This window comes from Alicyclobacillus sp. TC (assembly GCF_016804365.1).
Classification (GTDB): Bacteria; Bacillota; Bacilli; order Alicyclobacillales; family Alicyclobacillaceae; genus Alicyclobacillus_I; species Alicyclobacillus_I tolerans.
The window spans coordinates 378,312-404,328 of sequence record NZ_CP044434.1; the positions used below are offsets into that span (position 1 = coordinate 378,312).

Here is a 26,017-nt window from a genome sequence, read left to right on the forward strand (position 1 = left end):
ATGTCTGCGCAAGTACCAAGGCGGTTAAAGTCAGAAATTCCCCGGCCGAAACGGAAAATTCAGTGGATTTCCTATGGGTATATGTCACCTTTGCTCATCACACTTTGTGTTCTGACGTTAGCTCCTATTGCTTATACCATCTATATTTCTTTTACAGATTTTAACCAGCTCCATTTTTTACAGTTTCATTTTGTGGGTTTAAAAAATTACGCAACACTGCTCAATCCGAATAGTCCGCTTTCAACTGTGTTTATTCCTACTCTGATATGGACGATTGTCTATGCAGGCTTGACTACGCTGTTTTGTTATTTTATAGGTTTGTTGCTAGCTATGTTACTCAATAATCCCAATATGAAAGAATCAGTGCTGTATAGAGTGCTGTTAATTTTACCTTGGGTTATACCTTCAGTGGTTACCATGTTGTCCTGGAATGGTCTGCTCAATGATGGCTATGGACAAGTGAATGCTTTTTTGCAGGTATTTGGATTACCGCGGATTCCATGGCAAAGTAGTATTTTCTGGGCCCGTTTTTCCATGATTATGGTCAATGTTTGGGCTGGTTTCCCCTATATGATGACTGTCTGCTTAGGAGCCTTGCAGGCGGTGCCCACAGAATTATACGAGGCTGCAGAAATGGACGGTGCACGCTGGCGGCAAAAATTTCGCTTCATTACTCTACCCGGTGTCTGGAAAGTTTCTCTGCCGCTTCTCATACCTTCCTTCGCATTTAACTTTAACAACTTTAACGCTGCCTATCTGCTAACAGGCGGAGGTCCGGTACGAGACAACAATCAATTTGTTGGATACACGGATATTCTTGCTTCAGAAATTTACAAAATGGGTTTAACGTATAACCGTTACGATTTAGCTTCCGCCATGTCGGTTCTGTTGTTTATTCTGGTAGCTTTCATCAGTTGGTTGAATATGCGCTATACAGGAGCCTTCAAAGGGGGCGAGGAAGCATGAGCATGACGTCTGCGCCTGTTGTTGTCAAAGAAGAGCAAGCTGAACCAACGCTTAAACTCAGAGCAAGAAAAATGCGGCCTGGTGAACGGTTGGGGTTATGGGCTTCGCGTTTAGTACTGTGGATTGTTATCATTTTAGTGTTGCTGCCTATCTGGTTTGTATTCACAGCATCCATCAATCCCATCAATAACGTGACATCGTTTCAATTGATTCCACCCCATGCAACCTTTGCAAACTATCAGCAGTTGTTGTTTCATAGCAGTTTCTTTGTTTGGGTCAAAAATACGGTTTTAGCAGGTGTAACTATTGCCATCATACAGGTTTTCATCACTGCTTTCGCCGCCTATGCGTTTGCGCGGATGAGGTTTTGGGGACGCAAGTACGGGTTGATGGTGTTGATTCTGCTACAGATGTTTCCGAATTTACTGGTAGTCATTGCTTATTATTCAGCTCTCTCCAAACTCAACATGATGGATACACTATACTCTTACATTCTTGTGATGATTGGCGGTAGTGCCTTTAATGTCTGGCTTCTGAAGGGATATTTTGATACGGTACCAGTGGAGTTGGATGAAGCGGCAATTATGGATGGCGCCAACTCATGGCAGCGTTTTGTGAGGATTTTGCTTCCACTTGCGCTACCCATGCTGGTGGTTATTTTCCTATTTACACTGGTAGGCATTTTTAGCGACTATGCCATCTCCAGCGCGATACTCATATCGCCCTCCAATTATACGTTGGCTGTTGGTATGTACGGGATGATTTCTAACCACTTTGGTCAGGCATGGGGAGAATTTGCTGCAGCAGCGCTTTTGTCGGCCATTCCGCTTGGTATTATTTTTGGCCTTTGCCAGCGCTGGATTGCTTCTGGTCTAGTGGCCGGATCGGTGAAAGGTTAATCCCGCGTTCTTAAGACAGTAGAGAAAGGCGTGTGTTGTAAACCATGGCCACCATTAAAGATGTTGCTTCGCTCGCCAATGTTTCGGCTTCTACAGTGTCTCGTGTGCTTGCCGATTCGCCGCGCATATCGCCAGAAACGAAAAGGCGTGTACGTGAAGCGTTGGAACAGTTAGATTATCATCCCAATGTTTTTGCGCGCGGTCTGGTCACAAACATGGCGCGTGCCATAGGTATCCTCATACCACCAGGGATGAATGAATTTTTTCAAAATCCATTTTTTGTAGAGATGATGAGCGGTGTATCTGAAGTAGCTCGGGAATCAGGCTGGGATACAGTACTCTCTACCTCTGCAAAAAATGAAGAAGAAGTATTGGACCGAATGATACGAGGTCGACGTGTTGACGGAATTCTTCTCCTTGGCAGTCGCAAGGATGACATTGCCATTCGCAAAATCACGGAAGCTAATTTTCCGGCAGTATTGCTTGGACGTCCTAATCAGGAAATCAATTTCTCTTCAGTTAACAATGATAATGTCCAAGCTGCCTATGAAGCTACACAGCATCTTTTGCAACTCGGTCACGAGCGCATCGGTTTTTTAGGTGGCTCCAGTGATTTGTTGGTAACGGTCGATCGCGTTCAAGGATATCGAAAAGCGTTGCTGGAATGGGGAATTCAACCAGAGGAGCGTATGGAAGTCTCGAGCTTCTTTTTGGAGCAAGGGGGCTATCTTGGCATGATGCGCCTGCTGGCTTTGTCCGATAGACCAACGGCTGTGTTAGCCTCTGACGACGTTTTAGCTTTTGGAGCCATGCGAGCAGCAGCAGAACTTGGCTATGCGCTGCCTGAAGAACTAGCCATTGTAGGCTTTAATGATATTCGTTTGGCCGAAATTGCCAATCCTTCTTTGACGAGTGTGCGTGTTCATATGCACGAACTGGGTGTGGCCGCAGGTGAATTACTTTTGGAACAAATTCAAGCGGGTAAACCATTGACCAAGCATCGTGTCATTCAACACGAATTGATTGTTCGTAACTCTTGTGGCGCGCGCCGTATGGGTCAATTATCTCAATCATCCGGTTTGACGTTTTAGCCAAATCGCTTGTGTTCCATAACGGCTGGGAATTTTATCAAGAGAGAAGTGTTTTGCCGTGCAGATTCGATGGAAATGGTTTCACCGTTCGCAGTCCCCATTTGCTTATGCGCTCACGTCTCATCGGGCACGTCTGGTATGTGCAATCGAAGCAGGCGCTGCTGTAGCTGTTCATGTCTACACGGCAGATCGCTATGTCAGTCAATTTGCAAAAGAATGCCTGTGTCAAGAAATCAGAAAAAACGGATCGGACGAAAATTGGGATTGGTATGTCATTGATGTGGAAGTGCCAACAAGGCGACTGCTTTACCAATTTTCAATCACAGATAGGCAAGAGCCAGATGGACTACCTGTATTTTTGGGAGGCCAGGGAGCAGACACAGATCGCTCATTGGCGGGGTATTTTCATTTACCCTATCTCTGCTCGCGTGATTTGTATCAGGTGCCTGAGTGGGTTCGCCAAACAACGGTTTATCAAATATTTCCAGATCGTTTTTATCGAGCAGGGAGCAAAGAACATGTTTCGGAGTCGGAATGGTATACCACACCCACTGCAAGTTTGCGTTTAGGTGGAAACTTGGCAGGAATTTTGGAGAAATTGCCTTTTCTACAGGAGTTGGGTGTTGGACTCATCTATTTGACGCCCATTTTTTTGGCGGATTCTAACCATAAATACAATACCACTGATTATCTGCAGGTAGATCCCGATTTCGGCACATTCCACGATGTTGCTCGATTGGTAGAAGAGGCTCATCAACGTGGTATGCGTGTCATGCTTGATGCGGTGTTTAACCATGCCGGATATGATTTTGCTCCTTTTCAGGATGTTCTTCACAAAGGAAAAGATTCGGCCTACTGGGATTGGTTTTTTATTCATGGAGATACGGTAAGCATCGAACCAGTTAATTACGAAACATTCGCCAATGATGTTCGCAGTATGCCTAAACTCAATGTGGCTCATCCGGATGTGGAAGCGTATTTGCTCCAGGTTGCTCGCTATTGGATAGAAGAAACCGGGATTGACGGATGGAGACTGGATGTGGCCAACGAAGTGGATCATGTTTTTTGGAGAAAATTTAGAGAAACTGTAAAGTCGTGTCATCCGCAATGCTTGATCATTGGCGAGGTATGGCATGACAGTTTGCCTTGGCTGCAAGGTGATCAGTTTGATGGCGTGATGAATTACCTGTTTCGCGAGAATGTACTCGATTATTTTATCCGTGAAACAACGGATGAAAAAACTTATGCAGCCCGTATGACCAATCTTTTATATAGCTATCCCCGACAGGCAGACCTTTGCATGTTTAATTTGCTGGGCAGCCATGACACGGAACGTGTTATGACCTTGGCCAATCATCAGGAAGATAAAGTCGCACGGGCGTTGATTGCTCAGTTTACGTTTCCTGGAATGCCAATGATTTATTATGGTGACGAGGTTGGTATGGAAGGGGGCGCCGATCCTGATTGCCGTCGCGGCATGGAGTGGCGCAAAGAGAGGCAGAATCAAAATATCTTGAATCTGATAAAACGCCTGGCGCGTCTCAAACGTGAAGAATCAGCACTGGCGTCTGATTATTTGAATTTTTTGCGGGTGGAGCCGGGAATTTTGCAATATGAACGAGTGAGCGAGGACAGTAGGTCGCGGGTTTTGATCACTTTCAATCATCGTCCATCGACGGTGTCATTGCCAATATCGGGTGAGGTTTTGTTGGCTTACCCTGAACAAGCATACGATTTGTCCAGCCAGATGCTTGCTCCGGACGGAGTTGTGATTACTCGCGTGGATACAAAATGAATCTATAAGCTTGGAGTGGAAGCGATGCAATCTAGTGAAGCTATACATCCTGAACGTTTAGGTTCTTACGATCAGCAGTCTGCAGGATATTGGCTTGAACAAATGATAAGTACGCATCAAGAAAAGCATACTCTATGCGTTTCTTTTCAACATGACATACAAGTCAAGGTTCGTCATTTGACGGAGTCTATCGTACGTCTGACTGTACAGGCTGGTTCAGATACTGACTCTGTACCGTCACCTGGCATCACACCGCTCGCGGCGCAGCCATTCACCATAGAAGAGAATCAATCCTCTGTGGTTTCCCGATTTGGAGAGCTGGCTGTTACGATTAGTAACGGATCGCCCGCCAGTCTGAGCATTTCAGACTCACAGGGGGTATCTCGGCTTCGTGTGGATTCTATACGTTTTTTTGCGGATGGCAGCAGTCAATTGAGACTTGCTTCTGAGGCAGAAGCTGACTATTTTGGCCTAGGCGAAAAGACTGGCTGGCTTAGCAAACAAGGCAGTAAGACGGTCATGTGGAATTCTGATGTTTACGCACCTCATAACTTGGAAACGGAAGCGCTCTATGTTTCTATACCCTACCTTCTGAAATTGGACGCCAAAGGGGCGACAGGTTTTCTGCTGGACGCGCCAGCGAAAAGCGAGTGGAATTTACAGAAATCTCATCAAGAGATTACCATAACTCTGGATACAGGCGCGGTTGATTTTTATGTCATACTCGGTCAAGACGCCAAACAGGTTACCGAGCGATACACAGAACTTTCGGGACGTATGCCGCTGCCGCCTGCCTGGTCGCTCGGGTACCACCAGTCGCGCTACTCTTACATGAGTCAACAGGAAGTCGAGCAATTGGCGGAGGAGTTTCGCTCTCGCGAGATCCCTTGCGACGCCATTCATTTGGATATTCACTATATGCGTGGTTACCGTGTCTTTACTTTTGATGCCAATCGTTTTCCCAATCCCAAAAAAATGGTAGGCAACTTATTGGAGCAAGGGTTTCACATTGTTCCTATTGTCGATCCCGGTGTGAAACGGGATGTGGAATATACCGTATATCAAGAAGGTGTCAGTGGGAATTATTTTTGTCGACGCTTAGAAGGAGAACTTTATTTTGGCGAGGTTTGGCCAGGAATCAGCGCTTTTCCGGATTTCACTTCATCGGCAACCCGTAGCTGGTGGGGAGAAAAACATAAATTTTATACACAATTAGGTATCCAGGGTATTTGGAATGATATGAATGAACCTGCCGTTTTTAACGAAAGCAAGACCATGGAACTGGATGTCATGCATCAGGCAGAGGGACGTCCGCAGCCGCACAGGGCTCTTCACAATTTGTATGGATTGCAAATGTCCCGAGCAACTTACGAAGGTTTACGAGAGCAGCTTCAAGGAGAGCGCCCTTTTGTCTTGACGCGTTCTGGCTATATTGGTGTGCAACGTTATGCGGCGGTCTGGACTGGCGACAATCGTTCTTTTTGGGAACACATGGAGATGGCGGTTCCTATGTTGTTGAACATGGGACTTTCCGGTATCCCCTTTGCTGGCGTGGATGTGGGTGGCTTTGCTTACGATACGCAACCGGAATTGCTTGCACGTTGGACACAATTGGGAGCGTTTCTGCCGTTTTTCCGCAATCATAGCGCGATTGACGCAATTCGTCAGGAACCATGGCGGTTTGGTGAAGAAATTGAGGCTGTCTGTCGAGCAGCTATCGCTCGCAGATATCGGTTGATTCCGTATCTTTATTCCGTATTTGCTGAAGCCGCGCGTAAGGGATGGCCTGTGGTTCGCCCAATTTTTATGGAAGCTCCAGGAGACAGCACCGCCCGTACGGTAGCTGATGAATTTTTTGTCGGTCGGCATCTGTTGGCCGCTCCGGTTTTGCGACCACAACAGAGAAAACGCATGGTCTACTTTCCGGAAGGTGAGTGGGTGGATGTGGAAAGCGGTCTAACCTATAGCGGTGCCCAGTATCATATTGTCGATGCTCCGCTGAGTCATATGCCGCTTTTTGCCCGAGCGGGTGCTCCCATAGCTGAAACGGATGTGTATTCACACCTCCAATTTGAGCACCAAGATGTCTTGCGAATCGTTTTTTACGGTCACCCTGTTGGAGAGACGGCTGAAACGCTGGATCTATATGAAGACGACGGTCATAGTTTCGCGTACGAACAAAAAAATGCTTACAACTTAGTTCGCATACAGTCTAAACGGCGAGGCAACGAGTGGATTGTCACTTTGGATTTGGTGCATGAAGGGTATTCAACACCATACACGTATCGGGAATTGCGGTTTACCGGTGCAGCTAAGTGTTGGCAAATCGATACGGATTATCGGCAGGATGGGGATGATATCATCGTCCAACTGCCAGTTGGCCAGACAAGTAGGTTGATTCTCCGACCTATGTAAGAAATCGTCTGCCGGGTCTATTCCTGTGCTGGGAATAGCCCGGATTTTTTATCGCGATCGCGCTGAGAATGAATTGTGCGGAATGGGTAGGCTATCCAAAGAAAGTTTTGGATTATACAATTGACAGTGTATCAGTGAAAGACGAGATGGATGGAGAGAAGAAACATGGTACAAAACGCAAAAAAATGCTCAGAATCAAGATGTGTCAAAATTAGCCGTGTCTTTCCCACAGATTTGAACGACCATAACACGCTCTTTGGTGGTAAATTAATGGCCTACATTGATGATGTGGCTTCTATATCAGCCGCTCGGCATGCCCGGGCTGAAGTGGTTACCGCATCTACCGACTCGGTTGACTTTCTTTGCCCGATTAGTCAAAAAGATTCAGTGTGTCTAACTTCTTACGTAACCTGGACAGGTACCAGTTCTATGGAGATTTTCGTAAAAGTAGTGGCGGAAGATTTAAAAACGGGTGAGCGTCGGATAGCGGCTACCGCCTTTCAGACGTTTGTGGCGCTTGATGAAGAAGGCAAACCTGTGCCTGTGCCAAAAGTGATACCTGAGACAGAGGAGGAGAAGCTGCTGTATGAAACGGCTCCGCAAAGAGCGGAGGCTCGTATGCGGCATCGCCAAGAAAGTAAGAAAATCGCAGAGCGGCTCTCACCGGCTAAATTTTGGTAAACAGAATTTTTGTTTAAACTGATTTGCTAGAAGGAAATGAAATTTCCAGAGCGTATATTCTCTGTAACATCATGGGGGTGAGAGAACTGCGCTCGCTTTGGAAAAATCGCAATTTTACTATTTTATACTCTGGCCAGTTAGTCTCAAGTATTGGCAACAATCTGTTCTTGCTTGCGCTACCGTGGTTTATTTACACTACCACACACTCTAGGGCAGACATGATTTGGGTGGGTCTAGCTACAACCATACCGGGATTGGTGGGGCTTTTCAGTGGAGTCTATGTAGATCGATTCCCTAAACGCACAGTCATGCTACTATCAGATTTGATTCGTATGTTGCTGATGCTGCTCTTGGCGGTGTTTGGTTTCTTGCATCTGTCCGTGGCTTTAACCATTGCAGGAGTATTCTTTTTGGAGGCTGTGGGCATGTTTTTTATGCCAGCTTCCCGTGCGCTTCTTCCCCTTATTGTAAAACCTGAAGAACAGCCAGCCGCTGTAGGCTTTGATCAATCCTCTAATGCTATGGTCAGTTTGGTCAGTCAAGCGGTTGGCGGAGTACTCTATGTGTGGTTGGGTGGACCTATTCTCTTTCTTCTCAATGCAATCTCCTTTTTATCTTCAATCTTTACATTACCCATGATTCGGGTCGAGGAAAAAATAGAAAAGAGAGCTCATGCTTCTTTCTTCAGTGATTGGAAGGCAGGCTTGCAAACTATGTATCAATCCAGCCTGTTCTTCTGGATTTCGATTTCAGCAATGATTTTTAACATCGGCACTGCTGGACTCTCTATTCTTTTGCCGATGTGGATTAAAACGGGTCTGCATTTGAATGCCAGTTGGCTTGGTGTCATGATGGGAGCCATTGCTCTTGGAGATGTGGTCGGGGGACTATTTATTGGGGCATTGACCAAAATATTCAGTTTTCAACAGGGTATACTCTTGGGCGGGTTCACCATCAGTATCTTTTTTGCTGGGGTAGGTATAGTTCCTAATCCATACGCTGATACAATTTTTCTCTTTATCGGTTCAATGGGTGGAGCGCTGATGATGAGTGTAACCGCACTTAAATTGATGTCAGCTCCTGGTACGCTTCGTGGTCGATTGTTTGCAACCATGAACGGGTTTGCACGACTCATGACGCCGCTTGGCATGGTGCTCGTAGGTGTGTTGAGCATGTATATGGATTTGCGGTGGGTTTTTGTCATCTGCGGGGCGCTTGTAGTGATGGGACTCTTGCGTATGATTTTTCCCATCCGAGACGATATGGCGAATCTGCAAATTAAGGCCGATTCAGAGACCGTTATAACAGAAAGTTCGATTGGTGAGGAGCCCGTTGTAGAATCCTGATTTTAAACCGAGAAAGAGAATGAAAAAATGTGCATCGATAAGGGGCAGGCGGCAAGAGATGCGCTGTAGGCGCATCCATCGCCGTCTGATTCCATTTTGAGATGAATAAGAGGCTATTTGCGCATTAAGGTAATGGGGCCAGGTCAGAGACTAAATGACCAACTTGCTCTCCGTCACTCCAAAATACGTCATTGGCCATGTTGCAGAAGAGTCCCGTTTCAACAACTCCAAGCAGGGATTTTAACTGCTCATGCAGTGCAGCAGGTTGTTGAATGGCACCAAAGTCGCAGTCATAGATATAGTTGTGATTATCGGTTTCATACACTACGGAATCTTTGTGGCGCAAATAGGTTTTGCATCCCAGCGCGGCAATTCTCCGCGCCGTATGCTCGTGTCCAAAAGCAGCAACTTCAATGGGCAATTTAAATTTGCCCAGCGTTTGCACACGCTTGCTGGCGTCTACTACAATCACAAAACGTCGCGCTAGGGATGCCACCATCTTTTCCCGAAACAGTGCGCCGCCACCACCTTTGATGAGATTGAAATGATCATCTACCTCATCTGCTCCGTCAATGGCGATGTCCAATGTTTCAGCACGATTGATATCCACAAAGGGTATACCGTGTTCGCCAGCCAATTTTTCTGTTTCGCGCGATGTACAGACACACTGGATTTTCAACCCTTCTGCTATACGCCTGCCAATGGCTTCAATGGCATAATAGACGGTCGATCCGGTTCCCAGCCCAACCCACATGCCATTTTCAATGAGTTCTACAGCCGCCTCGGCGGCCAATTTTTTCCCGTTTTGTTGAGTCACTTGAGGGTGACACCCCATTCCACATGTTGTGGTTTACCCTGAATGTATGGATGAAGTAAAGCGTAGATAGCAGCCAGATGTGGCGCAGCAATTTGATGCTTGTGGGCTCGTCGCAAAAATCCGCCCTGCAAACTTTCCAGTTCGAGAGGCAGTCCTTTTTCCAAATCACGATGCATGGAAGAAGTAAGGCTGGGAGAGGCTTTTTGCATGCGTACAGCAATCTCTTTCGCCATTTCGGTGGGGAGTTGAGCACCTTCGGCACGCGCAATGCGAATAATCTCCTCAGCAAGGGAGTGCAAATAAGCCAAACTGAATTCATCATTCACAAAAACGCCAACCGGACTGCGTGTAGCCGCTGTCATGCCGCTCAGACAAGTGAGAAATGTATACTTTCGCCACATTTCTGTTTCAATTTGTTCACTCAGTGTCACTCGGAATTTCCCTAGCAGCATGGTCTGATAAAGCTTCTCCGCAAACTCTTTTTGCTCTTCGCTGCGTGGGCCAAAAACGAGATCGTGCATTGGACCTGCTTTGCGGACATGGCCATCTTCATCGAGTGTGGTTTCAATGTAACAAGTACCGCCCAGCACCCTATGAGATCCATATCGCTCGCTTAAAATATCGAGGTGATCCATACCGTTAAGAAGGGGTAGTAAGCGCGCGCCACGTTTGACAACTTCGTCAAGGGTAGGAAAAGCTGCTTCAAGATGATAGTTTTTTAATGCCACCAGGAGCACATCAACATGACCGAGCTCTTCAGGCGTAGCCGCGAGATTGGGTTCTAGCTGCCATTCTTCATCATCGGTATGAATCCAAAGTTTATGTTCTCGTAATTGCTGGTAGCGCTTTGGGCGAACCAAAAACCGCACAGGTACACCTGCCATGGCCAGTCGCCCGCCAAAATATCCTCCGACAGCGCCAGCTCCCAATATGCCAATGCGCATACGCTCTACCTTCTTTCTCTGAGAATTGTCCTCCCTCAGAGTATCACATTTCTGGCAAATCTACAGAAAGTGAATCCTTTTGCAAGTGTGGAAAATCATTTCTGGACAGCGCCATTTGTTCCAAAGCAGACAAGGAGATGTCTTTCATATTGGGAAACGTGTAAAAGATACTGCTTATGATGGTCAGTGCACCAATCCCAATCAGTAAAATAAAGAGCGGAACATGAGAAAGTAACAATGTCACGATGACGAGTCCTAAAGGTGCGGCAATGCTCACTATAGCCGAAAGACTACCAAAAATCCGGCCTTGCAAATTTTTTGGAATGGAGCGCATGAGTATAGCAAACAGATAGCTGTTGACGTTGCCCATGGATATGCCCATGATGAAGGCTAAAACAGATGTCCAAGTTGCATGGTGTACGAGGGAGATGAGTACCACCATTAACCCCATGATAAACAGGCTATTTCCAAACTGCCATCGTGTGGAAAACCGTCGTCCTAATTCTGCGGAAAGTAAACTTCCAAGAATAGTGCCAAGTGATGAACTCGTTTCAATAATGGCCAAAACGAGTGCTGTACCATGCAGTGGACCTTTAACCCAGGCTGTCAACAGGATGAAGAAAGGGGTAAGCGCAAAATTGGCCACAATGGCAGTGGCAATAATCACCTTCATAACTTTGAACTTCCATATCAATTGGATTCCTTCTATCCATTCCCGCCAAAAATTTTTTAATCCAGGTAGATTGGAAGCATTTGTTTTGGATAGTGGTGTATCATTTTTAGCTTTCAAAAACAGCAGACTGAGAGAAGAGACAAAAAAAGAAAGTCCGTTCAATAAAAATAACATAGGAGCTCCAATCAGAGCGATTAACACTCCGCCTGCCATGGTGCCAATGATTTGAGATGTACTGTTCATGGATTGCAGCAGGCCTGTGGCCAAAGGAATCTCCTCATCACTAACAATCCTAGGAACAAAAGCAGATGAAGCTGGACTGAAGACAGAGCCAGCTATGCCAAGCAGTAGTTGCAAAAGAAGGATTAGCCAAAGCTGAAAATGGATGATTACAGAAACCGTCATGGCCAGGCAGAGTATTGCGCGTATGAAATCACTGAGCAGCATGGTCCAGCGTTTAGACCAGCGATCGACCAATACCCCTGAGAAAAGTGTGAAAAAACTTGGAATCATACCCATAATTCCGCTTAAGGCTAAATCTGTTGTCGATTTGGTCATCAGTAAAACGTACCAGGGCAGAGCAAGTGAAAATAAATTACTGCCCACACTGGATACAAATTGGCCAGAGAAAAGGATCAGGAATAACCGATTCCTTAAAAGTAAGTGCATCAGGGGGGCCTCCTAGTCTCTATGATTATAATTGAATTTTATCCTTGTGGATATCCTGAAAAATCCATCTCAATTCCTATATGTATCTCCGACTTTTGGTGGATAACGTGATCGGACCAAAAGGGGTTGCCGTTTTGGGTCTATCCTTGTATGCTTCGTCTTAATTCCAATAAAGGATTGCCAGCAATGGGATTGTTCTAATTGGAGTAGAGTATGGGGGGCTATGAATGAGGCGTGGCACTCATTGGGGCATTATTATTATACTTATAGGTTTGCTTTATTTGCTCTATTTTTTTCATGTTTTTCCCCATCCGGGTTCTTGGTTCAATGGTGGTTCCATCATATATGGAATTTTGGCGGTGCTGTTTTTCTATTTTACACTCTCGCGGAGACGAGTGCGGGGAAGAATCTGGTCATTTTACATTTTTATCATCTTCACGTATCTCTGCTTGTATCACACCAAACTTTTCCCCTGGCTCAACCAGATTCGACAGCCGTGGCAATTGATGTTGGGGCTTTTTATTATATTTGTCGGTTTTTATATCTTAATTCGTGGCAGAATTCCTGTCATTCGAATTGAAAATAACTCCAAAAACCAAACGGAAACCACCGGTTATCGGCAATCGTCTTCATTTCGCAAGTTTGTATCTTTAGGGCGACTTTCAATGCCATTCTCTACTAATTTACCTGTTTTTGGAAAACGTTTATTAGGAGAAATAAACATAGGTAGAGGGGCGTGGAAACTGCGCAGTGGAGAATACTGGTTGGGAATTGGCGAATTGCGTCTCAATCTTGCTACAGCTCATGTCGACGATGGCGAGTATACAATTTTGGTACACGGTTGGATAGGTGAAATTCGTATTCTTGTACCGGAAGGGTTGGATGTACGCGTGGAAGCAACACTGGGAATGGGGGAAGTTCAAATTTTTGGCGACTCGCATGAAGGAATCATTCGCTATCCTGTTCTATATGAAGATCCCGCCTACGGAATTTCCAAACGGAGGGTGCGGCTTTTGACCCAATTACGCGTTGGTGAATTGACCGTGATGCGAGTGTGAAAAAATGCGACTGACGACTACCTTCGTAAGTGTGTCCGTGTTTACGGCAGTACTTGGTTTTACTCTCGGAGATTTGTCCGAACATCATGCCGATTTCATGAGTTTGCTTTTCATCGCGCTGATTGTTCTTTCTCTTATGCTCAGTTATCTGTTTGCTCGCGGATATCGTATCCGCATGGGAGATATTGAAGAAGCGGCTATTTTGCTTTCTGTTGGTCGGTTGCAACATCGTATTCAAATTTTCAATCAACAGGATGAGATTGATCGTCTCGCCATCGCATTTAATCGAATGAGCGAGATTTTGCAACAACAGGTCAGCCAATTGCAAACACTCGTCGCTGAAAATCAGCAACTTTTGAAAAAAGCTGAACTAGCAGCTGCGGATGCAGAACGTCAACGATTGGCTCGTGAATTGCATGATTCGGTCAGCCAGCAACTTTTTTCGCTGTCGCTGTTAGCTGAATCTGCACTTGTCGAAGCCAAGCACGATGCCCTTAAATCGCTGTTGCAGCAAATGGCCGATCTCGCTCGCCAAACTCAAAGAGAATTGCGATCGCTGCTGCTGCATCTGCGTCCTCTCCCGCTCGCTAACCAGTCTTTGGAAGAAGCTGCCGAACAGTTTCTTGACAGCGTATCTAAACGTCATCATATCCAAGTTCACCAATCTTTTCATGTACATGGTTCTATGCCAGAATGGATGGAACAAGAACTGTTTCGTATTCTCCAAGAGGCTGTTTCCAATGCACTGAAGCACGCCGATGCTACGGAAATTCGCGTACAGTGTATAGAGCAAGAGGCAGCTTACACGTTTTCCATCTCGGACAATGGTAATGGGCTCCCTTTTTTAGCTCTTAACCCTATCGATGAATCTACAAAAATCTCTGCCGACCATTATGGATTGTTGAGCATGCAGGAGCGTGCTGAGCGTATGGGGGGAGGATTGATTGGATTGAGCAACAACCGGGTCTCACGGTACAGGTGACGATACCAAGATTACCGAAAGGAGACGGGGCGTATGACGATAAAAATCTGGATTGTTGACGATCACGCTGTGGTTCGGCAAGGGTTACGAGCGATACTGGAATTGCAACAAGATTTTTGCGTGGTAGGGGAAGCTGGAAATGGACAGGAAATGTTGTGCAAGTGGCGAGATTATCCTGGAGATGTCGTTTTACTCGATCTACTTATGCCACATATGGATGGTTTAGAGACTCTGCGGCGGTTTAGGGAAGTCGGCAATTCTACACCCGTAGTCATGTTAACCAGTTCTTTAGAAGACAAATGGTTACTGGAAGCCTTGAAATTTGGAGCCGCTTCCTATCTTTTGAAAACTGCCCATCCTACAGAGATTGTAGAAGCCATTCGGACAGTCACTTCCGGAAAAACCTACCTGCACAGCGAAGTGCAACCTTGGCTTGTGGAAAGTTTTTTCCAAGCGGAGAAAAAGGTCGCACACCAAGAACTGACTGCTCGCGAACACGAGGTCTTATCCTGTTTAGCCTCAGGAATGAGCAATCAGGAAATTGCCGACACACTCCATATAGGTATCAAGACCGTAAAAACGCATGTAGGGAATATACTGTTAAAACTGTCTGTGCAAGATAGAACCCAGGCAGCCATCTATGCGATTCGCCATGGACTCGACAAATGTTCTCCTTTTTCTTCTTCCTAAACGGCAAAAGCATAGGCGCCATAGAATGTCAATCGCATGGCGCCCCTGTAGTAGTGAAATCAATGTGGCTTAAATGCGGCCATCATCAGAATGGTCAAGAGAATGAAAGAGTTCAAATGAAGGACGGAAGTGTAGGTTTGAGTAGAGCCAGGGGAACGAGAAGCAACCATCCGATTGCGCACAGTTTTGCCCAGCCAACGCAATACAAAGACACTCAAAATAAGCGCCACAATACCCATTCCCTGCATATACGTCAACCAGAAGTAACTCAACTTGGCCCGCGGTTCGACTAGAAAGGAGAGCACGGTACCACTCACAGCCGTTAATAATGCCGACCACAGGGAGACTCGGTCAAAAGTATCAAACAGCGATTGAAGGATGTCAGCATTCCATGAATCAGGAAGTTTGCGAATCTTGGCCCAGAGAATGGAAAAGAGAACTTGTCCCCCAAACCAAAGTGCTACGCCCAGAATATGTAATAGCCACCAAAAGGCATGAAATGTATGCATAACCTACCTCCTGTGAATGATTCCACGCTCCACTGTTTATATTGAGTTCATATACATACTGCCAAGTTCTTCACGTAAATGCAATCTACAGAAATAAAAAATGCAGACATCAATTTGAAGCGATGTCTGCAGTATTGCAAAAGATTTACTCTTTGTTTTTGCCGTTTTTTAATTCACTCACCGTTGATTTGGCTTCTTCCAAGCTTTCTGCAGCTTCCAGCCAAGGTTTTTCCTGACTATTTGACAAAGCGCCAAGCAGTCCCTTTTCAGCGTGTTGAATAGCGTGCTCGGCTTGGGAAAGCATGGTTGTTGACGGATGGGACAAAGCCTGTTTACTGGCTCGCACCGCACTTTCCACAGCCTCTTGAGCGTCAGACAGAGGACTTTGTGATTGACGACTGCGATCGACACGATTCATAGGTGGGCTTCCCTCGCTTTCATAATTAGCCGTATTAGTATGTCCAAATCAGATGTGTACATGCCATGAGTTGGTGATTCTGTTAATTTGGGGCTTGCTATGGTGAGCATCGACAGCTATACTTAGCGCAATATGATTTTCGGAGGTGGCAAGACCTTGCGTACAGAGTTGGGCGTACATTCAGCACGAATCATGACGGTAAATTCTGCCCGTCTGTCTTTTAGAGGCTTGCCACGTATCACTTAGAATTCCGGTTTGTACGGTTACTGGGAGAGTGTCGTAGGCAAGCGTGCTTACGACACTCTCTTATTTGTCTGGAGAGAAGTGTTTCCTCACGCTTGTCTCGCTCTGCTCCCTTAACATGGAGAGTTGAGAGAGGGGTTTCACATGAATTGGAAGTCACTCCATCCTAATATTCGCATTCGGGCGTTGGTGTTCTTTTTTGTCGGAGTTGGCCAGTCAACAACGATTCCCTTTATGGGGATCTATTTTGCGAAAGCGTTTGGTGCCGATTTAAGTGGTATCTTGCTTGCCGTAAGTATGGTTCTTTCTCTGCTTGCCAGTTTGTTTGGCGCTTATTTTGCCGATCGCGTAGGGCGACGTAAAATTTTACTCAGTGCGGAAGCTATGTTTGTTTTGATCTATCTAGTCATGGCCATGGCAAATAGTCCATGGTGGTCCTCCGCTACGTTGACGTTGATAGCGTTCACGCTAGGGAATATGTGTTGGGGGATTTATGGACCGGTCGACGAGGCAATGATTTTGGATGTAACGAATCAAGAGTCGCGGGCGTTTGTTTTCACACTGTTTTATTGGCTGATGAATCTAACGTTGGCCATCGGATCGGCCATTGGAGCAATTTTCTTTTATCCTTATCGGTTTTGGCTGTTTCTTGTCATGGCATGCGTTGTGTTTGTGAATTGGTGGATTACTTACCTGTTGATTGCTGAAACTTACCAACCAATGCCGCTGCAACATGGCAAGGGCGGACTGTCACAGGTCCGTCATACGATAAAAACTATCCTTCAGGATAAAGCATTTTTGATTTACTTTTTTTCGACAGTGGCTGTGGCTACAGTCGAAAATGAATTGCCAAACGACATTGGTGTCCATCTGTTGCGGACATTTCAACCGGTGCAACTCCATGTCTGGCACTGGATGATGTCACTCACAGGAATTTCTGTGGTTGGGTTTTTACAAACTGAAAACACGATGATTGTTGTTTGTCTGGCGTCTCTTGCTGTTTTTGTCAGTCGCCGCATGTCTAAAAAACGTGTTTTGTTGTTGGGAATTGGATTGAACACGGTGGGTTTTGCGTTACAGTGTTTCTTTACCAATGCCACCAGCCTGTTTTTCTTGATGGCTGTAGCTACTGTAGGTGAAATTTTCAATGTACCCGTTCGTCAATCGTTTGTTGGAGATATTGCACCAGATGATGGGAAAACGATGTATCTGGCTCTGATGAGCGTTGCTTGGGGACTTGGCCGAGTACTCGCTTCGGCAAGTATTACAATTGGAGCCCATCTCTCTGGTCTGGGGATGGCTATTTTAGTAGGTATGATGGGTGGATTGGGATTGTTTGGTTTTTATCGGCTCGCACAAAAGACTGAGACGCAAATCCATCATGCTCGTTTAAGTTCGGATATGATCTCGTTCAGAGAAGATGGATAAGCTATGGTCTTATTCACAAACGCCCCGTGTGCAAGTCGATGCGCACGGGGCATCATCTATCAGATGCAGTGGAGGCTTTACGCTCTTTTCATAAACATAGGCATCTCTTGGACGCCAACCATTCTTGCATAAACAAATAGTTGCCCTTTGTGGTGGATCTCATGGTCAATCATGATGGACAGTACAGTCTTCCCTTGCAAAGGTTGGCCTCCACCAAACATTTCTGTTCCTTCCACTGGTTTTTCTAAATGTTCCTGGGGAATGGCAAGCAGAGTGTTTTTGGTTTCTTCGGTCATATGTGCCGCAAGTTGTCGCAGTTCGTCAAGCGTAGTTGGTTTAGCCGCTTGTTGTCCGCTTGGGCGCTCAAAACGACCAGCTTTCACAGCTCCGCTAAACATTAAGCTGGATCCATGCATATGAACGATTAAATCGGCTAAGCTCAGAGCACCGTCCCAAGGCTTGAAATGAAGAGCGCTCTCCGGCAGCTTTTGCAGGATATCCAGTGTCACATTACGGTGCATAAACCAGTGTTGAGTCACCTGCTCACGATTCATCTGATATCTAGCCTCCCATATGTAAACTCTTTCTTTTCTATGATAATCAAAGAATGGGATGGCGGCAAATTTGGCGAATTTTTTAGCAAATGAATGACGAAGTTTGACAAAAAAACGGCTTTTCGGTCGACATGTCTGGTTATCCTTCGGTATAATCGCAGAGAACTGTCCATCTCTGAAAGGATGAGCGAAACCCATGCATGCCTCGCAAATTTATATCTACGCGCTGGTGCAAGGCATTACCGAGCTGTTCCCCATCAGTAGTGTAGGTCACGGTGTCATCTTACCTTATTTATTTCATTGGACCAGCATCTCTGGTTCCAAGCAGTTTCTGCCCTTCATTGTCATGTTGCACTTGGGCACTGCTCTTGCGTTACTTATCTATTTCTGGAGAGACTGGGTGGACTTGATTTCTTCCCTGTGGATGAGAAAACCGCATGAACGCAGGATTCTTGGCTTAATTATTGTGGCTACCATACCAGCCGCCATCATTGGTAAACTGCTTCAACACAAGTTTGCAGAACTCTTTCCTAATGCCTTATCAGCCTCCATTTTCCTCATTGTCAACGGTTTTGTCCTGTTTCTGGCCGACAGGTTACGCAGACGCAGAGCCAGCAAGGAAATTCAGCAAATTTCTTATGTTCAAAGTTTCTTTATTGGCATTGTGCAGGCATTTGCTCTCATCCCTGGTTTTTCCCGATCCGGTATCACGATGACGGCGGGACTCGGTACGGGGCTGTCTTATGAAGAATCCGCTCGCTTTTCTTTCTTGCTCGCTACACCGATCATAGCTGGGGCAGGTGTATTGGAAGTTCCTAAAATGCTGAAAAGCAATTCTAGTGTCATGCTTCATTTAGGACTGGTGGGCGGACTTTTGGCAGGGATTGTGGCATTTCTTTCAACAGCCTTCCTGATGCGTTATTTCAGCACGCATGAAGTCAAAGCGCTTCGTCCGTTTGGTTGGTATTGTATCATTGTTGGAGTGATTGTAGCGATTATGGCGCTTTTGCATCTGCATTTCTAATTTTTTATAACAAACAATTCAGAGGTAAATGGATTCCATTCAAGTGGCGATTCGTCTGTCTGCGTCATGGCAGCGAATCGCCCAGTTCATTCTGCACTCTACCTATGGATGTTCGATTTAGGGAAGGGGAACATCAATGGCTAATGAGATAACAGCATCGAGTCGTTCCATTCGTTCGGGGGCAGTATGGACGTTCAGTGCGACTCATTTAATGAATGATTTAATGACAACCGGTATGGTGCCAGCGCTTTTGCCTGTTTTTAAATCAGCCTTTCATTTGAGTTACGCGGAAGCGAGTTTGGTTGTCCTTTTTTCTTATTTGACATCTTCTGTCTTACAGCCGTTTTTTGGAGCTTTGACGGATAAACATCCCTGGCCTTGGATGCTGCCGATGGGAATTTTTCTCTCCTGCGCAGGCCTGGCCGCAGCTGGTCTTGCTCCCACATATGTATGGTTAACTGTAGCCATCTGCATTTCTGGCTTGGGTTCTGGAGCTTTCCATCCCGAAGCGTCGCGAGGCACACATCTAGCATCGTCTGGCAAGGCTAAGGGGTTGGCACAATCTATTTTTCAGGTAGGCGGTAACAGCGGGCAGGCACTTGGACCCTTGGTGGTTTCCTTATTTATTTTGCCTTTGGGCAGGCGTGGGCTGACGTGGTTTTTTATCCTCGCGTTACTCGGTTTATTTTTAACCTTAAGAATTTTACCTTGGTACAAAAAGGGGACTTTGCAGGAACGGAGTAATCGTAAGTCTATTGTTGGCGAAAACCACGTCATTGGTATGGTGATGATGGTTTGGGTCATCATTTTGCGTTCTTGGTGTCAAATTGGTGTAGCGGGATTTTTGCCCTTTTATTTTGATAAGTTCCATGTGCCAGTAAGAATTTCCGAGTTATATGAATTCGTTTTTTTGGCAGCAGGCGCTTTGGGAACTTTTCTTGGCGGCCCGCTCTCCGATCGGTTTGGTAAAAAAACATTGCTAGTTGCCTCTATGGTCTTGGCGATTCCGTTTGCTTTTCTTGTCCCGCATGTGCGTGGATTTTGGGCAGTCCTTGTGTTGTTTGGTTTTGGATTGTCCGTTCTTTCGTCTTTTGCAGTTACGGTGGTTTATGCGCAAAGATTGCTTCCACGCAGTGTTGGGCTAGCCTCAGGGTTGACGATTGGATTTGGAGTGGGGGCAGGTGGGATAGGCGCTTTTTTCCTTGGTACCCTTGCAGATACACTGGGTGTTTCTAAAGTGTTTTACTTGCTTGGATTTTTGCCATTGATTGCAGCCATTCTGTCCATACTTTTGCCATCGGATAGGAAATTGGAAGCTCAAGCTGCTGCCATGGCTATTCATGGGGAAAATGAAAATACCAACTAAGCATACCCGCCGCATCATAAATGTGCGGCGGGATTTAGGACATGTATGATAAGGTTTTACCGATTCACGGCATGAGAAACACTTTTCAGGTATACACCAATTCTTTGAGCGGCTTCTTCCAGTCGATGGACGGGCTGTACCAACGCTAAGCGTACATACCCCTCACCTTCACTGCCAAACGCGTTTCCTGGTGTCATGGCCACCCCCGCTTCACGGAGCGCATTCAAGGCAAACTCTCGTGATTGAAAACCATCAGGAATCTTAGCCCAGATAAACATGGTGGCTGGAGACTTGGCTACTGGCCAACCAACATTTTGTAACGCCTCACAGAGACGGTCGCGTCGATGAATATATTCACTCAGTTGCGCTTCAAATAATTCATGTGGAGCTAGAAGAGCATCAATGGCTACGCGCTGAAGGGGGAGAAAGTTGCCGAAATCAATATGCGATTTGAGCAATGCCAATCGTTCGATCCCATCTCGATTGCCACATAGATAACCAATTCGACAGCCAGCCATATTAAATGTCTTGGATAACGAATTAAATTCGACGCCCACCTCTTTGGCGCCAGGTATGGAGAGAAAGGAAATGGGACGAACGCCATCAAAAACGAGTTCAGAATAGGCGAAATCGTGAACAATGAAAATATCGTGGCGTTTGGCAAAGGCGACTAGCTGCTCAAAAAATTCATGGGTGGCTAAAGCCGTCACAGGATTACCAGGGTAGTTGACAATCATCATTTTAGCGCGTGCCAAAATGCCCTCGGGTATATCTTCAAGACAAGGTAAAAAATGATTTACTTCCAAAAGTGGAATGGGATAGGGGGTTGCGCCGGCGAGACGGATGGAAGCATCGTAAATAGGATAGCCAGGATTGGGAACCAATGCGATATCGCCTTCGTTAAGCAGGCACATCGGCAAATGTGACAAACCTTCTTGCGTACCGGTCAATTGCAAGACTTCATGTTGAGGATCGAGTTGCACTTGATAACGGCTAGCGTAAAAATGTGCGACGGCGTCAGAGAAAGATTCTAACCCTGTGATGCTGTATGCGTAGTTGGCTGGTTGCCGAACATAATCTGCTAATTTTTCCATGACCAAGGCTGGCGGAGGCATGTCCGGACTGCCCACACTGAGATCGATAATATCGACACCATTTTTTTGCAAACGCCTTTTTTCAAGAGCTAGTTCAGCAAAAATGCCAGTTTCTAAAGTAGCGAGTCGCTTTGACATAGGTACGGTCACAATGACACCTTCCTTAAGTTGCCGCTCTGGGCTTCTGTCTAATGGCAGTTTACGCGTTTGCAGAATTTTGTGCTACCTTGTTCACGGTGATATTCTGACTTTCAATATAACCCGTTTCAGGTGTTCCGGTCAGAGGGTTGACATAGTCAATCAGCAGCATATCCTGACTGGCTGCGTTATAACTTGGCATGACCACCCAGGAACCGGTATGCAATGTGGTTTCCAAAGTGCTGTTAGCTTGGGCGTTGCTGTATACCGGAATGGGTTGATTCGCTTTCGAGTTTAGTTGATAGATGTTGTTAAATTGCAAGTTCTGACCCATTACCCAGCCCGTATGGTTGCTGCTCTGAATTTTATACCAAGCAGTAACATATCCCTGCCAGAATCCTTGTTCCATTTGCAAGACTTGAACTTGCATTCCCGAAATCCAATTGCCTGTTGGCGTGTTGTCAAACGAGGTGAGCTCCGTGTCAGGATTGCTGTATATCGGTATAAGAGAAGAAGTTGTGGCAGATTTCAGCATAGCAGAAGCACCGTTAAAAGAAAAAACAGGTTCGTTGCTGTCTGGCTCTGGCGGTGAGGCCGATCCCGGTTGGTAGAGTGTGTATTGACTGAGATGAAGTCCAGCAAATTGGGAAATCATTCGCATGAGTTCGCCGATTTGCAGGCTCCAGGTGGGGTCAGTTGCGTAATTTTGGTTCATGCCATCTAGTGTGGGGGATTCGTAATACTCAGGACCGCCTGGATTGAGGTAAGTATTGCGTACAAACCAAGCCTGGAATTGAATGGTGTATGTCTTGCTTGGAAAAACGCCTCCGTCGGCAAACGGATCGGCATCATATGCTCCATAACCGTAAAGGTTGTTTTTTTCGGTAGCCAGACTATTGGTGCCCCAATTGCTCTCCAGAATTGCGTGGGCCAGCAAATATGTAGCATTGACGCCATAAGTTTGGGCTGCTTGCAGGATAGCTTGACCGAGTCCCTGTAAGCCAGAGTTGGGTACAACAGACTGGAGAAAGGCATTGATTTTGTTGGCAGTCAAACCAGCCGGCGCAGGTGTACGCAAATCAACTTGACGATAAGGATCCTCGTAGTTACCGGCCCATTTGTCTATATATGTGCCATTTTCAGCAATTTGGTAGAAAACAGTGTCGTTAGGCGTGCTACCTTGTACAGCATTGAGAGAAACATAGGTTGCTCCAGGAACAGCAAAAGAAGGTGCGGGAAATGAGTATCCTGGTAAAAAAGAGGCCGCGAAATATTGATCGTCCATTAAAGACCAGTCTTCTTTTGGCCAGACGACCACCTGGTTCGTTGAGGTGTTGACAACATAACCTACATTGCTTGACTGAACGGCAGCTTCAGCTTGTATGAAGGAAGTGTAGTCCACAGGTTGACTGGTTGGGCTTTGATAAGCAGCATACTCAGGAATTGAAGCAGCAGGATTGACGTTAAATGTCATTGTCCATGTCGTTCCATTCCATTTACTTTGGATACCAATGGCCGTCAGCGCCTGCTGAATATACCAGATAGGTATGTATGTGGTTGGCGCCCCTGAATCAGGATCAATCGCTACCAGAGTCGGGAAATGCTCAAGAGGGGTTTCATTGAGTATTAAACTGTCTGTAGCATGGTTTTGCGGCGGCAGTATGGACGGATGGAAATGGCTTGAGGAAGTGATTGTCCATAGATGGCCATTCCATTGGCTGACAAAACCTAAAGGTTTGAGCGCTTGCATGACATAATAGAGCGGCATATAGGTAGTTTGCTGGTAGACAAATCCATACGGTTGTTCAACGGTTTGCCCATTGACGATAATGGACTTTTTGGACATGGTATAGTTGGGTGTCGCCGCTTCTACTATCGGTGTGCCAGTCAACGCGAAAAACATACAGGCACTCCCCAAAAGACGTTTCATTTTGGGGTGTCGATTACGATATTTCCTAGGATACAGCAAAAATGTTCACGTCCTTCGCCTGTGGATGTCCCTCTGGATGCAAATATCGCCTACAGCGTTAAGGGGGAAATTCGCTCTAAACGGCCAATGTCCTACTGTGTATGGTGCAATACCATGAATTACATATTGCGCGTCGATCGAATGTGTCCGAGATAGGAGAGATGATAGCTTGCGTATCGCATTTTTGGCTTCTCATAACGGGAGTAGTATGCGTTATCTTGTTGAAGCGGTTAAAACGGGAATTTTGTCAGCCGAACCAGTGCTTTTGATTGCCAGCAGGGCAGACAGTAGCAGTCTTGCATATGCTGCTGAAAATGGGATTCCGCATGTGATAGTGAACGCTCGAGATCACCATCCATATGCTTCTGAAGATGAAGCTGTTTGTGCTCATTTGCAGGAAGCCAGACCGGATGTAGTCGTACTCTCAGGTTATATGCGGAAAATCGGATCGAAAACTTTGGCAGCGTTTGAAGGTCGTATTCTTAATATACATCCAGCTTTGCTTCCGAAATTCGGAGGCCAGGGCATGTATGGTATTCATGTACATCAAGCTGTTCTTGCTTCAGGGGAGCGAGTAACGGGGGCAACTGTGCATCTTGTAGATGCAGAGTACGATCACGGTCAAATTTTAGCTCAAGCCACTGTACCAGTTCTACCCAATGATACACCTCAGTCATTAGCGGAGCGAGTGAAAGCGCAGGAAGGACCGCTTTACTTAAAAGTACTCACCAACTGGCAACGTTAAAGTATAGTATAATAGTAGGAAAATCGCGAGAGAGATTAGATTGTGCAAAGGATGCTGATGATGCAACAAAATCAGGATGTTACCCATACTGTAAAAAAGCCGTTGCGACGAAGCTTGGTCAATCGACAAGTACAAATGCTCGCCATTGGCGGTGTGATTGGGGTAGGGTTGTTTTACGGAGCGACTGTGTCCGTTGGGCTGGCAGGTCCAGGTGTCATTCTTGACTTCATCCTCTGTGGCATTATTGTAGCTATTGTGATGCGGGCGCTCGGTGAAATGACTGTCCATCAGCCAACCTCTGGTTCATTCAGTGAGTTTGCGGGGGAAGCGTTTGGAGCTCGTATGCGTCTGATTATGGCAGGTATGTGGTGGTTCTATTGGGTAGCTACCGTGATGAGCGAGTTAGCAGCAATTGGTAAATTGATTCAGTTTTGGTTGCCTAACTTTCCGGTGTGGCTGCCGGGTGTCATTGCTTTGGCGCTTTTCACCATTACCAATCTCCTTGCGGTTCGCGTATTTGGTGAATTGGAATATTGGTTTGCTGTACTGAAAATCATGGCCATTTCTGTCTTTATTATCTTTGGACTGCTGTTTGCCTTCACAGGCATCTTTCGTGGAGGAGAAATTCTAGGCTTGACTAACCTTTATGCTCATGGTGGTTTTCTGCCGCACGGCTGGCTTGGTGTTGTGATGGCTGTTTCGCTGGTGGTTCAGGCATACAGTGGTGTGGAAACTCTGGGAGTTGAAGCGGGCGAGTCTTCTAAACCTGAAAAAGTCATGCGCCGCGCATTTCGCTCCGTTACTGTAAGGATTGCCATTCTCTATGTCGGTTCGATGTTTGTTGTACTCACCGTGATTCCTTGGCAACACCTGATTGGCAGCAATTCAAGTCCCTATGTCATTCTTTTCAGTCGAATAGGGATACCTTTTGCTGCATCCTTGGTCAATTTGATTATTGTCCTATCGGGATTTTCTTCCTGTAATACAGGACTTTACGGTGGTAGTCGTATGCTGTATGGAGTGGCTCAAGAGCGTAATATCGAGAAAATTCATTTAACACGTTTAAACCGTCATCAGGTTCCTAGTGTGGCAGTTTGGTTAACGGCTCTTGCCATTTCGGTAGGCATTCTTATTACTTATCTAGCACCTAACAACGTCTATGTCTGGATTACGAGCGCCTCAGCGTTTGCTTCATTGTTTACTTGGTTGATGATTTTGCTGACAGAAGTCGTTTTACGCCGGCGAGCTCAACAAAATGGTCAGACTCTTAGTTACGCCATGCCCTTTTGGCCCATTCTTCCCTGGATAGGTATCGTCCTTGTGGCCGGTGCTATCTTAGCCATCTTCTTATCTCCCTTGACACGTGTTTCCGTCTTTGCCGGTCTCATTTGGTTGGTACTGATGATTGTATATGCCAGTGTGCAGGTAGCTCGGCAGCGATTGAACGTAAAATCGATTCACTCTTAAGCTGCGGACTTCATCAGAACCAATCTCGGTCTTCAT

Annotated in this window: 23 protein-coding genes; 15 read left to right on the top strand and 8 right to left on the bottom strand. The window is 46.0% G+C overall.

All coding sequences use genetic code 11. The annotated features are described in order from the left end of the window. From FY534_RS01915 to FY534_RS01945, 7 genes are all read left to right on the top strand, one after another. Nucleotides 1–966 carry a carbohydrate ABC transporter permease gene (locus FY534_RS01915; protein WP_072873086.1) on the top strand — a complete coding sequence of 322 codons (966 nt, stop codon included), beginning with the start codon at nucleotides 1–3 and terminating at the stop codon, nucleotides 964–966. Further along, nucleotides 963–1,865 carry a sugar ABC transporter permease gene (locus FY534_RS01920; RefSeq protein WP_238413616.1) on the top strand — a complete coding sequence of 301 codons (903 nt, stop codon included), beginning with the start codon at nucleotides 963–965 and terminating at the stop codon, nucleotides 1,863–1,865. Before FY534_RS01915 ends, FY534_RS01920 begins: the two co-directional genes overlap by 4 nt. Nucleotides 1,866–1,909: 44 nt before the next feature. Beyond that, nucleotides 1,910–2,956: a LacI family DNA-binding transcriptional regulator gene (locus FY534_RS01925; protein ID WP_203115015.1), complete on the top strand. Its 1,047-nt coding sequence runs from the start codon at nucleotides 1,910–1,912 to the stop codon at nucleotides 2,954–2,956. Between the two features lie 58 nt (nucleotides 2,957–3,014). Further along, nucleotides 3,015–4,751 carry an alpha amylase N-terminal ig-like domain-containing protein gene (locus FY534_RS01930; protein ID WP_203115016.1) on the top strand — a complete coding sequence of 579 codons (1,737 nt, stop codon included), beginning with the start codon at nucleotides 3,015–3,017 and terminating at the stop codon, nucleotides 4,749–4,751. Between the two features lie 24 nt (nucleotides 4,752–4,775). Further along, on the top strand, nucleotides 4,776–7,166 hold the full coding sequence (locus tag FY534_RS01935) for a glycoside hydrolase family 31 protein (protein WP_072873013.1): 2,391 nt from the start codon (nucleotides 4,776–4,778) through the stop codon (nucleotides 7,164–7,166). A 165-nt stretch (nucleotides 7,167–7,331) separates the two neighbouring features. Further along, nucleotides 7,332–7,847, top strand: a complete 516-nt coding sequence (locus FY534_RS01940) for an acyl-CoA thioesterase (RefSeq protein ID WP_370541541.1) — start codon at nucleotides 7,332–7,334, stop codon at nucleotides 7,845–7,847. A 77-nt stretch (nucleotides 7,848–7,924) separates the two neighbouring features. Beyond that, a complete protein-coding gene (locus tag FY534_RS01945; RefSeq protein ID WP_238413617.1) occupies nucleotides 7,925–9,193 on the top strand; it encodes an MFS transporter in 1,269 nt (422 codons plus the stop codon). A 124-nt stretch (nucleotides 9,194–9,317) separates the two neighbouring features. Here FY534_RS01945 and rpiA read toward each other — a convergent pair whose 3' ends face one another. From rpiA to FY534_RS01960, 3 genes are read right to left on the bottom strand one after another with little or no spacing between them, the layout of a single operon-like run. After that, nucleotides 9,318–10,010 carry a ribose-5-phosphate isomerase RpiA gene (gene rpiA / locus FY534_RS01950; RefSeq protein WP_304503225.1) on the bottom strand — a complete coding sequence of 231 codons (693 nt, stop codon included), beginning with the start codon at nucleotides 10,008–10,010 and terminating at the stop codon, nucleotides 9,318–9,320. Further along, the gene (locus FY534_RS01955; protein WP_203115019.1) at nucleotides 10,007–10,954 is read right to left on the bottom strand and encodes a ketopantoate reductase family protein; all 948 of its coding nucleotides are present in this window, start codon (nucleotides 10,952–10,954) and stop codon (nucleotides 10,007–10,009) included. Before FY534_RS01955 ends, rpiA begins: the two co-directional genes overlap by 4 nt. A gap of 43 nt (nucleotides 10,955–10,997) precedes the next feature. Further along, nucleotides 10,998–12,296, bottom strand: a complete 1,299-nt coding sequence (locus FY534_RS01960; protein WP_203115020.1) for an MFS transporter — start codon at nucleotides 12,294–12,296, stop codon at nucleotides 10,998–11,000. A gap of 227 nt (nucleotides 12,297–12,523) precedes the next feature. Here FY534_RS01960 and liaF point away from each other — a divergent pair, with 227 nt between their 5' ends. Genes liaF through FY534_RS01975 form a run of 3 tightly spaced genes read left to right on the top strand, consistent with a single transcriptional unit; the run spans nucleotide 12,524 to nucleotide 15,026 of the window. Next, the gene (liaF, locus tag FY534_RS01965; RefSeq protein ID WP_203115021.1) at nucleotides 12,524–13,354 is read left to right on the top strand and encodes a cell wall-active antibiotics response protein LiaF; all 831 of its coding nucleotides are present in this window, start codon (nucleotides 12,524–12,526) and stop codon (nucleotides 13,352–13,354) included. Nucleotides 13,355–13,358: 4 nt separating this feature from the next. Further along, complete coding sequence (locus FY534_RS01970; RefSeq protein ID WP_203115022.1) at nucleotides 13,359–14,336, top strand: sensor histidine kinase; 978 nt, start codon at nucleotides 13,359–13,361, stop codon at nucleotides 14,334–14,336. A gap of 33 nt (nucleotides 14,337–14,369) precedes the next feature. After that, nucleotides 14,370–15,026 (top strand): response regulator, encoded by a 657-nt coding sequence (locus FY534_RS01975; protein WP_203115023.1) that lies wholly within the window; start codon nucleotides 14,370–14,372, stop codon nucleotides 15,024–15,026. Nucleotides 15,027–15,085: 59 nt separating this feature from the next. Here FY534_RS01975 and FY534_RS01980 read toward each other — a convergent pair whose 3' ends face one another. Both FY534_RS01980 and FY534_RS01985 read right to left on the bottom strand, forming a co-directional pair. After that, complete coding sequence (locus FY534_RS01980) at nucleotides 15,086–15,535, bottom strand: hypothetical protein (RefSeq protein WP_072873022.1); 450 nt, start codon at nucleotides 15,533–15,535, stop codon at nucleotides 15,086–15,088. Between the two features lie 145 nt (nucleotides 15,536–15,680). Further along, nucleotides 15,681–15,953, bottom strand: coding sequence for a hypothetical protein (locus tag FY534_RS01985; RefSeq protein ID WP_203115024.1), 273 nt, complete (start codon nucleotides 15,951–15,953; stop codon nucleotides 15,681–15,683). 387 nt (nucleotides 15,954–16,340) lie between these two features. Between FY534_RS01985 and FY534_RS01990 the strand changes: the two genes are divergently transcribed. Beyond that, nucleotides 16,341–17,624, top strand: a complete 1,284-nt coding sequence (locus tag FY534_RS01990; protein ID WP_203115025.1) for an MFS transporter — start codon at nucleotides 16,341–16,343, stop codon at nucleotides 17,622–17,624. 77 nt (nucleotides 17,625–17,701) lie between these two features. Here the strand turns inward: FY534_RS01990 and FY534_RS01995 are convergent, their stop codons facing one another. Beyond that, on the bottom strand, nucleotides 17,702–18,178 hold the full coding sequence (locus FY534_RS01995) for a DinB family protein (RefSeq protein ID WP_072873087.1): 477 nt from the start codon (nucleotides 18,176–18,178) through the stop codon (nucleotides 17,702–17,704). Between the two features lie 196 nt (nucleotides 18,179–18,374). Between FY534_RS01995 and FY534_RS02000 the strand changes: the two genes are divergently transcribed. Both FY534_RS02000 and FY534_RS02005 read left to right on the top strand, forming a co-directional pair. Then, on the top strand, nucleotides 18,375–19,202 hold the full coding sequence (locus FY534_RS02000) for an undecaprenyl-diphosphate phosphatase (protein WP_203115026.1): 828 nt from the start codon (nucleotides 18,375–18,377) through the stop codon (nucleotides 19,200–19,202). Between the two features lie 136 nt (nucleotides 19,203–19,338). Continuing rightward, complete coding sequence (locus FY534_RS02005) at nucleotides 19,339–20,568, top strand: MFS transporter (protein WP_203115027.1); 1,230 nt, start codon at nucleotides 19,339–19,341, stop codon at nucleotides 20,566–20,568. Between the two features lie 56 nt (nucleotides 20,569–20,624). Here the strand turns inward: FY534_RS02005 and FY534_RS02010 are convergent, their stop codons facing one another. After that, nucleotides 20,625–21,812, bottom strand: coding sequence for an aminotransferase class I/II-fold pyridoxal phosphate-dependent enzyme (locus FY534_RS02010; RefSeq protein WP_238413618.1), 1,188 nt, complete (start codon nucleotides 21,810–21,812; stop codon nucleotides 20,625–20,627). Nucleotides 21,813–21,861: 49 nt separating this feature from the next. Further along, the gene (locus FY534_RS02015; RefSeq protein WP_203115029.1) at nucleotides 21,862–23,703 is read right to left on the bottom strand and encodes a glucosaminidase domain-containing protein; all 1,842 of its coding nucleotides are present in this window, start codon (nucleotides 23,701–23,703) and stop codon (nucleotides 21,862–21,864) included. A gap of 235 nt (nucleotides 23,704–23,938) precedes the next feature. Between FY534_RS02015 and purN the strand changes: the two genes are divergently transcribed. Together purN and FY534_RS02025 are read left to right on the top strand one after the other, a co-directional pair. Continuing rightward, complete coding sequence (purN, locus tag FY534_RS02020; protein WP_238413619.1) at nucleotides 23,939–24,514, top strand: phosphoribosylglycinamide formyltransferase; 576 nt, start codon at nucleotides 23,939–23,941, stop codon at nucleotides 24,512–24,514. A 60-nt stretch (nucleotides 24,515–24,574) separates the two neighbouring features. After that, on the top strand, nucleotides 24,575–25,981 hold the full coding sequence (locus FY534_RS02025) for an amino acid permease (protein ID WP_072873029.1): 1,407 nt from the start codon (nucleotides 24,575–24,577) through the stop codon (nucleotides 25,979–25,981). The last annotated feature ends 36 nt before the right edge of the window (nucleotides 25,982–26,017 follow it).

Coding starts and splice junctions, on each gene's coding strand:
- FY534_RS01915 (WP_072873086.1), top strand. CDS start 1: ATGTCTGCGCAAGTACCAAGGCGGTTAAAGTCAGAAATTCCCCGGCCG.
- FY534_RS01920 (WP_238413616.1), top strand. CDS start 963: ATGAGCATGACGTCTGCGCCTGTTGTTGTCAAAGAAGAGCAAGCTGAA.
- FY534_RS01925 (WP_203115015.1), top strand. CDS start 1,910: ATGGCCACCATTAAAGATGTTGCTTCGCTCGCCAATGTTTCGGCTTCT.
- FY534_RS01935 (WP_072873013.1), top strand. CDS start 4,776: ATGCAATCTAGTGAAGCTATACATCCTGAACGTTTAGGTTCTTACGAT.
- FY534_RS01940 (WP_370541541.1), top strand. CDS start 7,332: ATGGTACAAAACGCAAAAAAATGCTCAGAATCAAGATGTGTCAAAATT.
- FY534_RS01955 (WP_203115019.1), bottom strand. CDS start 10,954: ATGCGCATTGGCATATTGGGAGCTGGCGCTGTCGGAGGATATTTTGGC.
- FY534_RS01960 (WP_203115020.1), bottom strand. CDS start 12,296: ATGCACTTACTTTTAAGGAATCGGTTATTCCTGATCCTTTTCTCTGGC.
- liaF (WP_203115021.1), top strand. CDS start 12,524: ATGAGGCGTGGCACTCATTGGGGCATTATTATTATACTTATAGGTTTG.
- FY534_RS01970 (WP_203115022.1), top strand. CDS start 13,359: ATGCGACTGACGACTACCTTCGTAAGTGTGTCCGTGTTTACGGCAGTA.
- FY534_RS01975 (WP_203115023.1), top strand. CDS start 14,370: ATGACGATAAAAATCTGGATTGTTGACGATCACGCTGTGGTTCGGCAA.
- FY534_RS01980 (WP_072873022.1), bottom strand. CDS start 15,535: ATGCATACATTTCATGCCTTTTGGTGGCTATTACATATTCTGGGCGTA.
- FY534_RS01985 (WP_203115024.1), bottom strand. CDS start 15,953: ATGAATCGTGTCGATCGCAGTCGTCAATCACAAAGTCCTCTGTCTGAC.
- FY534_RS01990 (WP_203115025.1), top strand. CDS start 16,341: ATGAATTGGAAGTCACTCCATCCTAATATTCGCATTCGGGCGTTGGTG.
- FY534_RS01995 (WP_072873087.1), bottom strand. CDS start 18,178: ATGAATCGTGAGCAGGTGACTCAACACTGGTTTATGCACCGTAATGTG.
- FY534_RS02000 (WP_203115026.1), top strand. CDS start 18,375: ATGCATGCCTCGCAAATTTATATCTACGCGCTGGTGCAAGGCATTACC.
- FY534_RS02005 (WP_203115027.1), top strand. CDS start 19,339: ATGGCTAATGAGATAACAGCATCGAGTCGTTCCATTCGTTCGGGGGCA.
- FY534_RS02015 (WP_203115029.1), bottom strand. CDS start 23,703: ATGTTTTTCGCGTTGACTGGCACACCGATAGTAGAAGCGGCGACACCC.
- FY534_RS02025 (WP_072873029.1), top strand. CDS start 24,575: ATGCAACAAAATCAGGATGTTACCCATACTGTAAAAAAGCCGTTGCGA.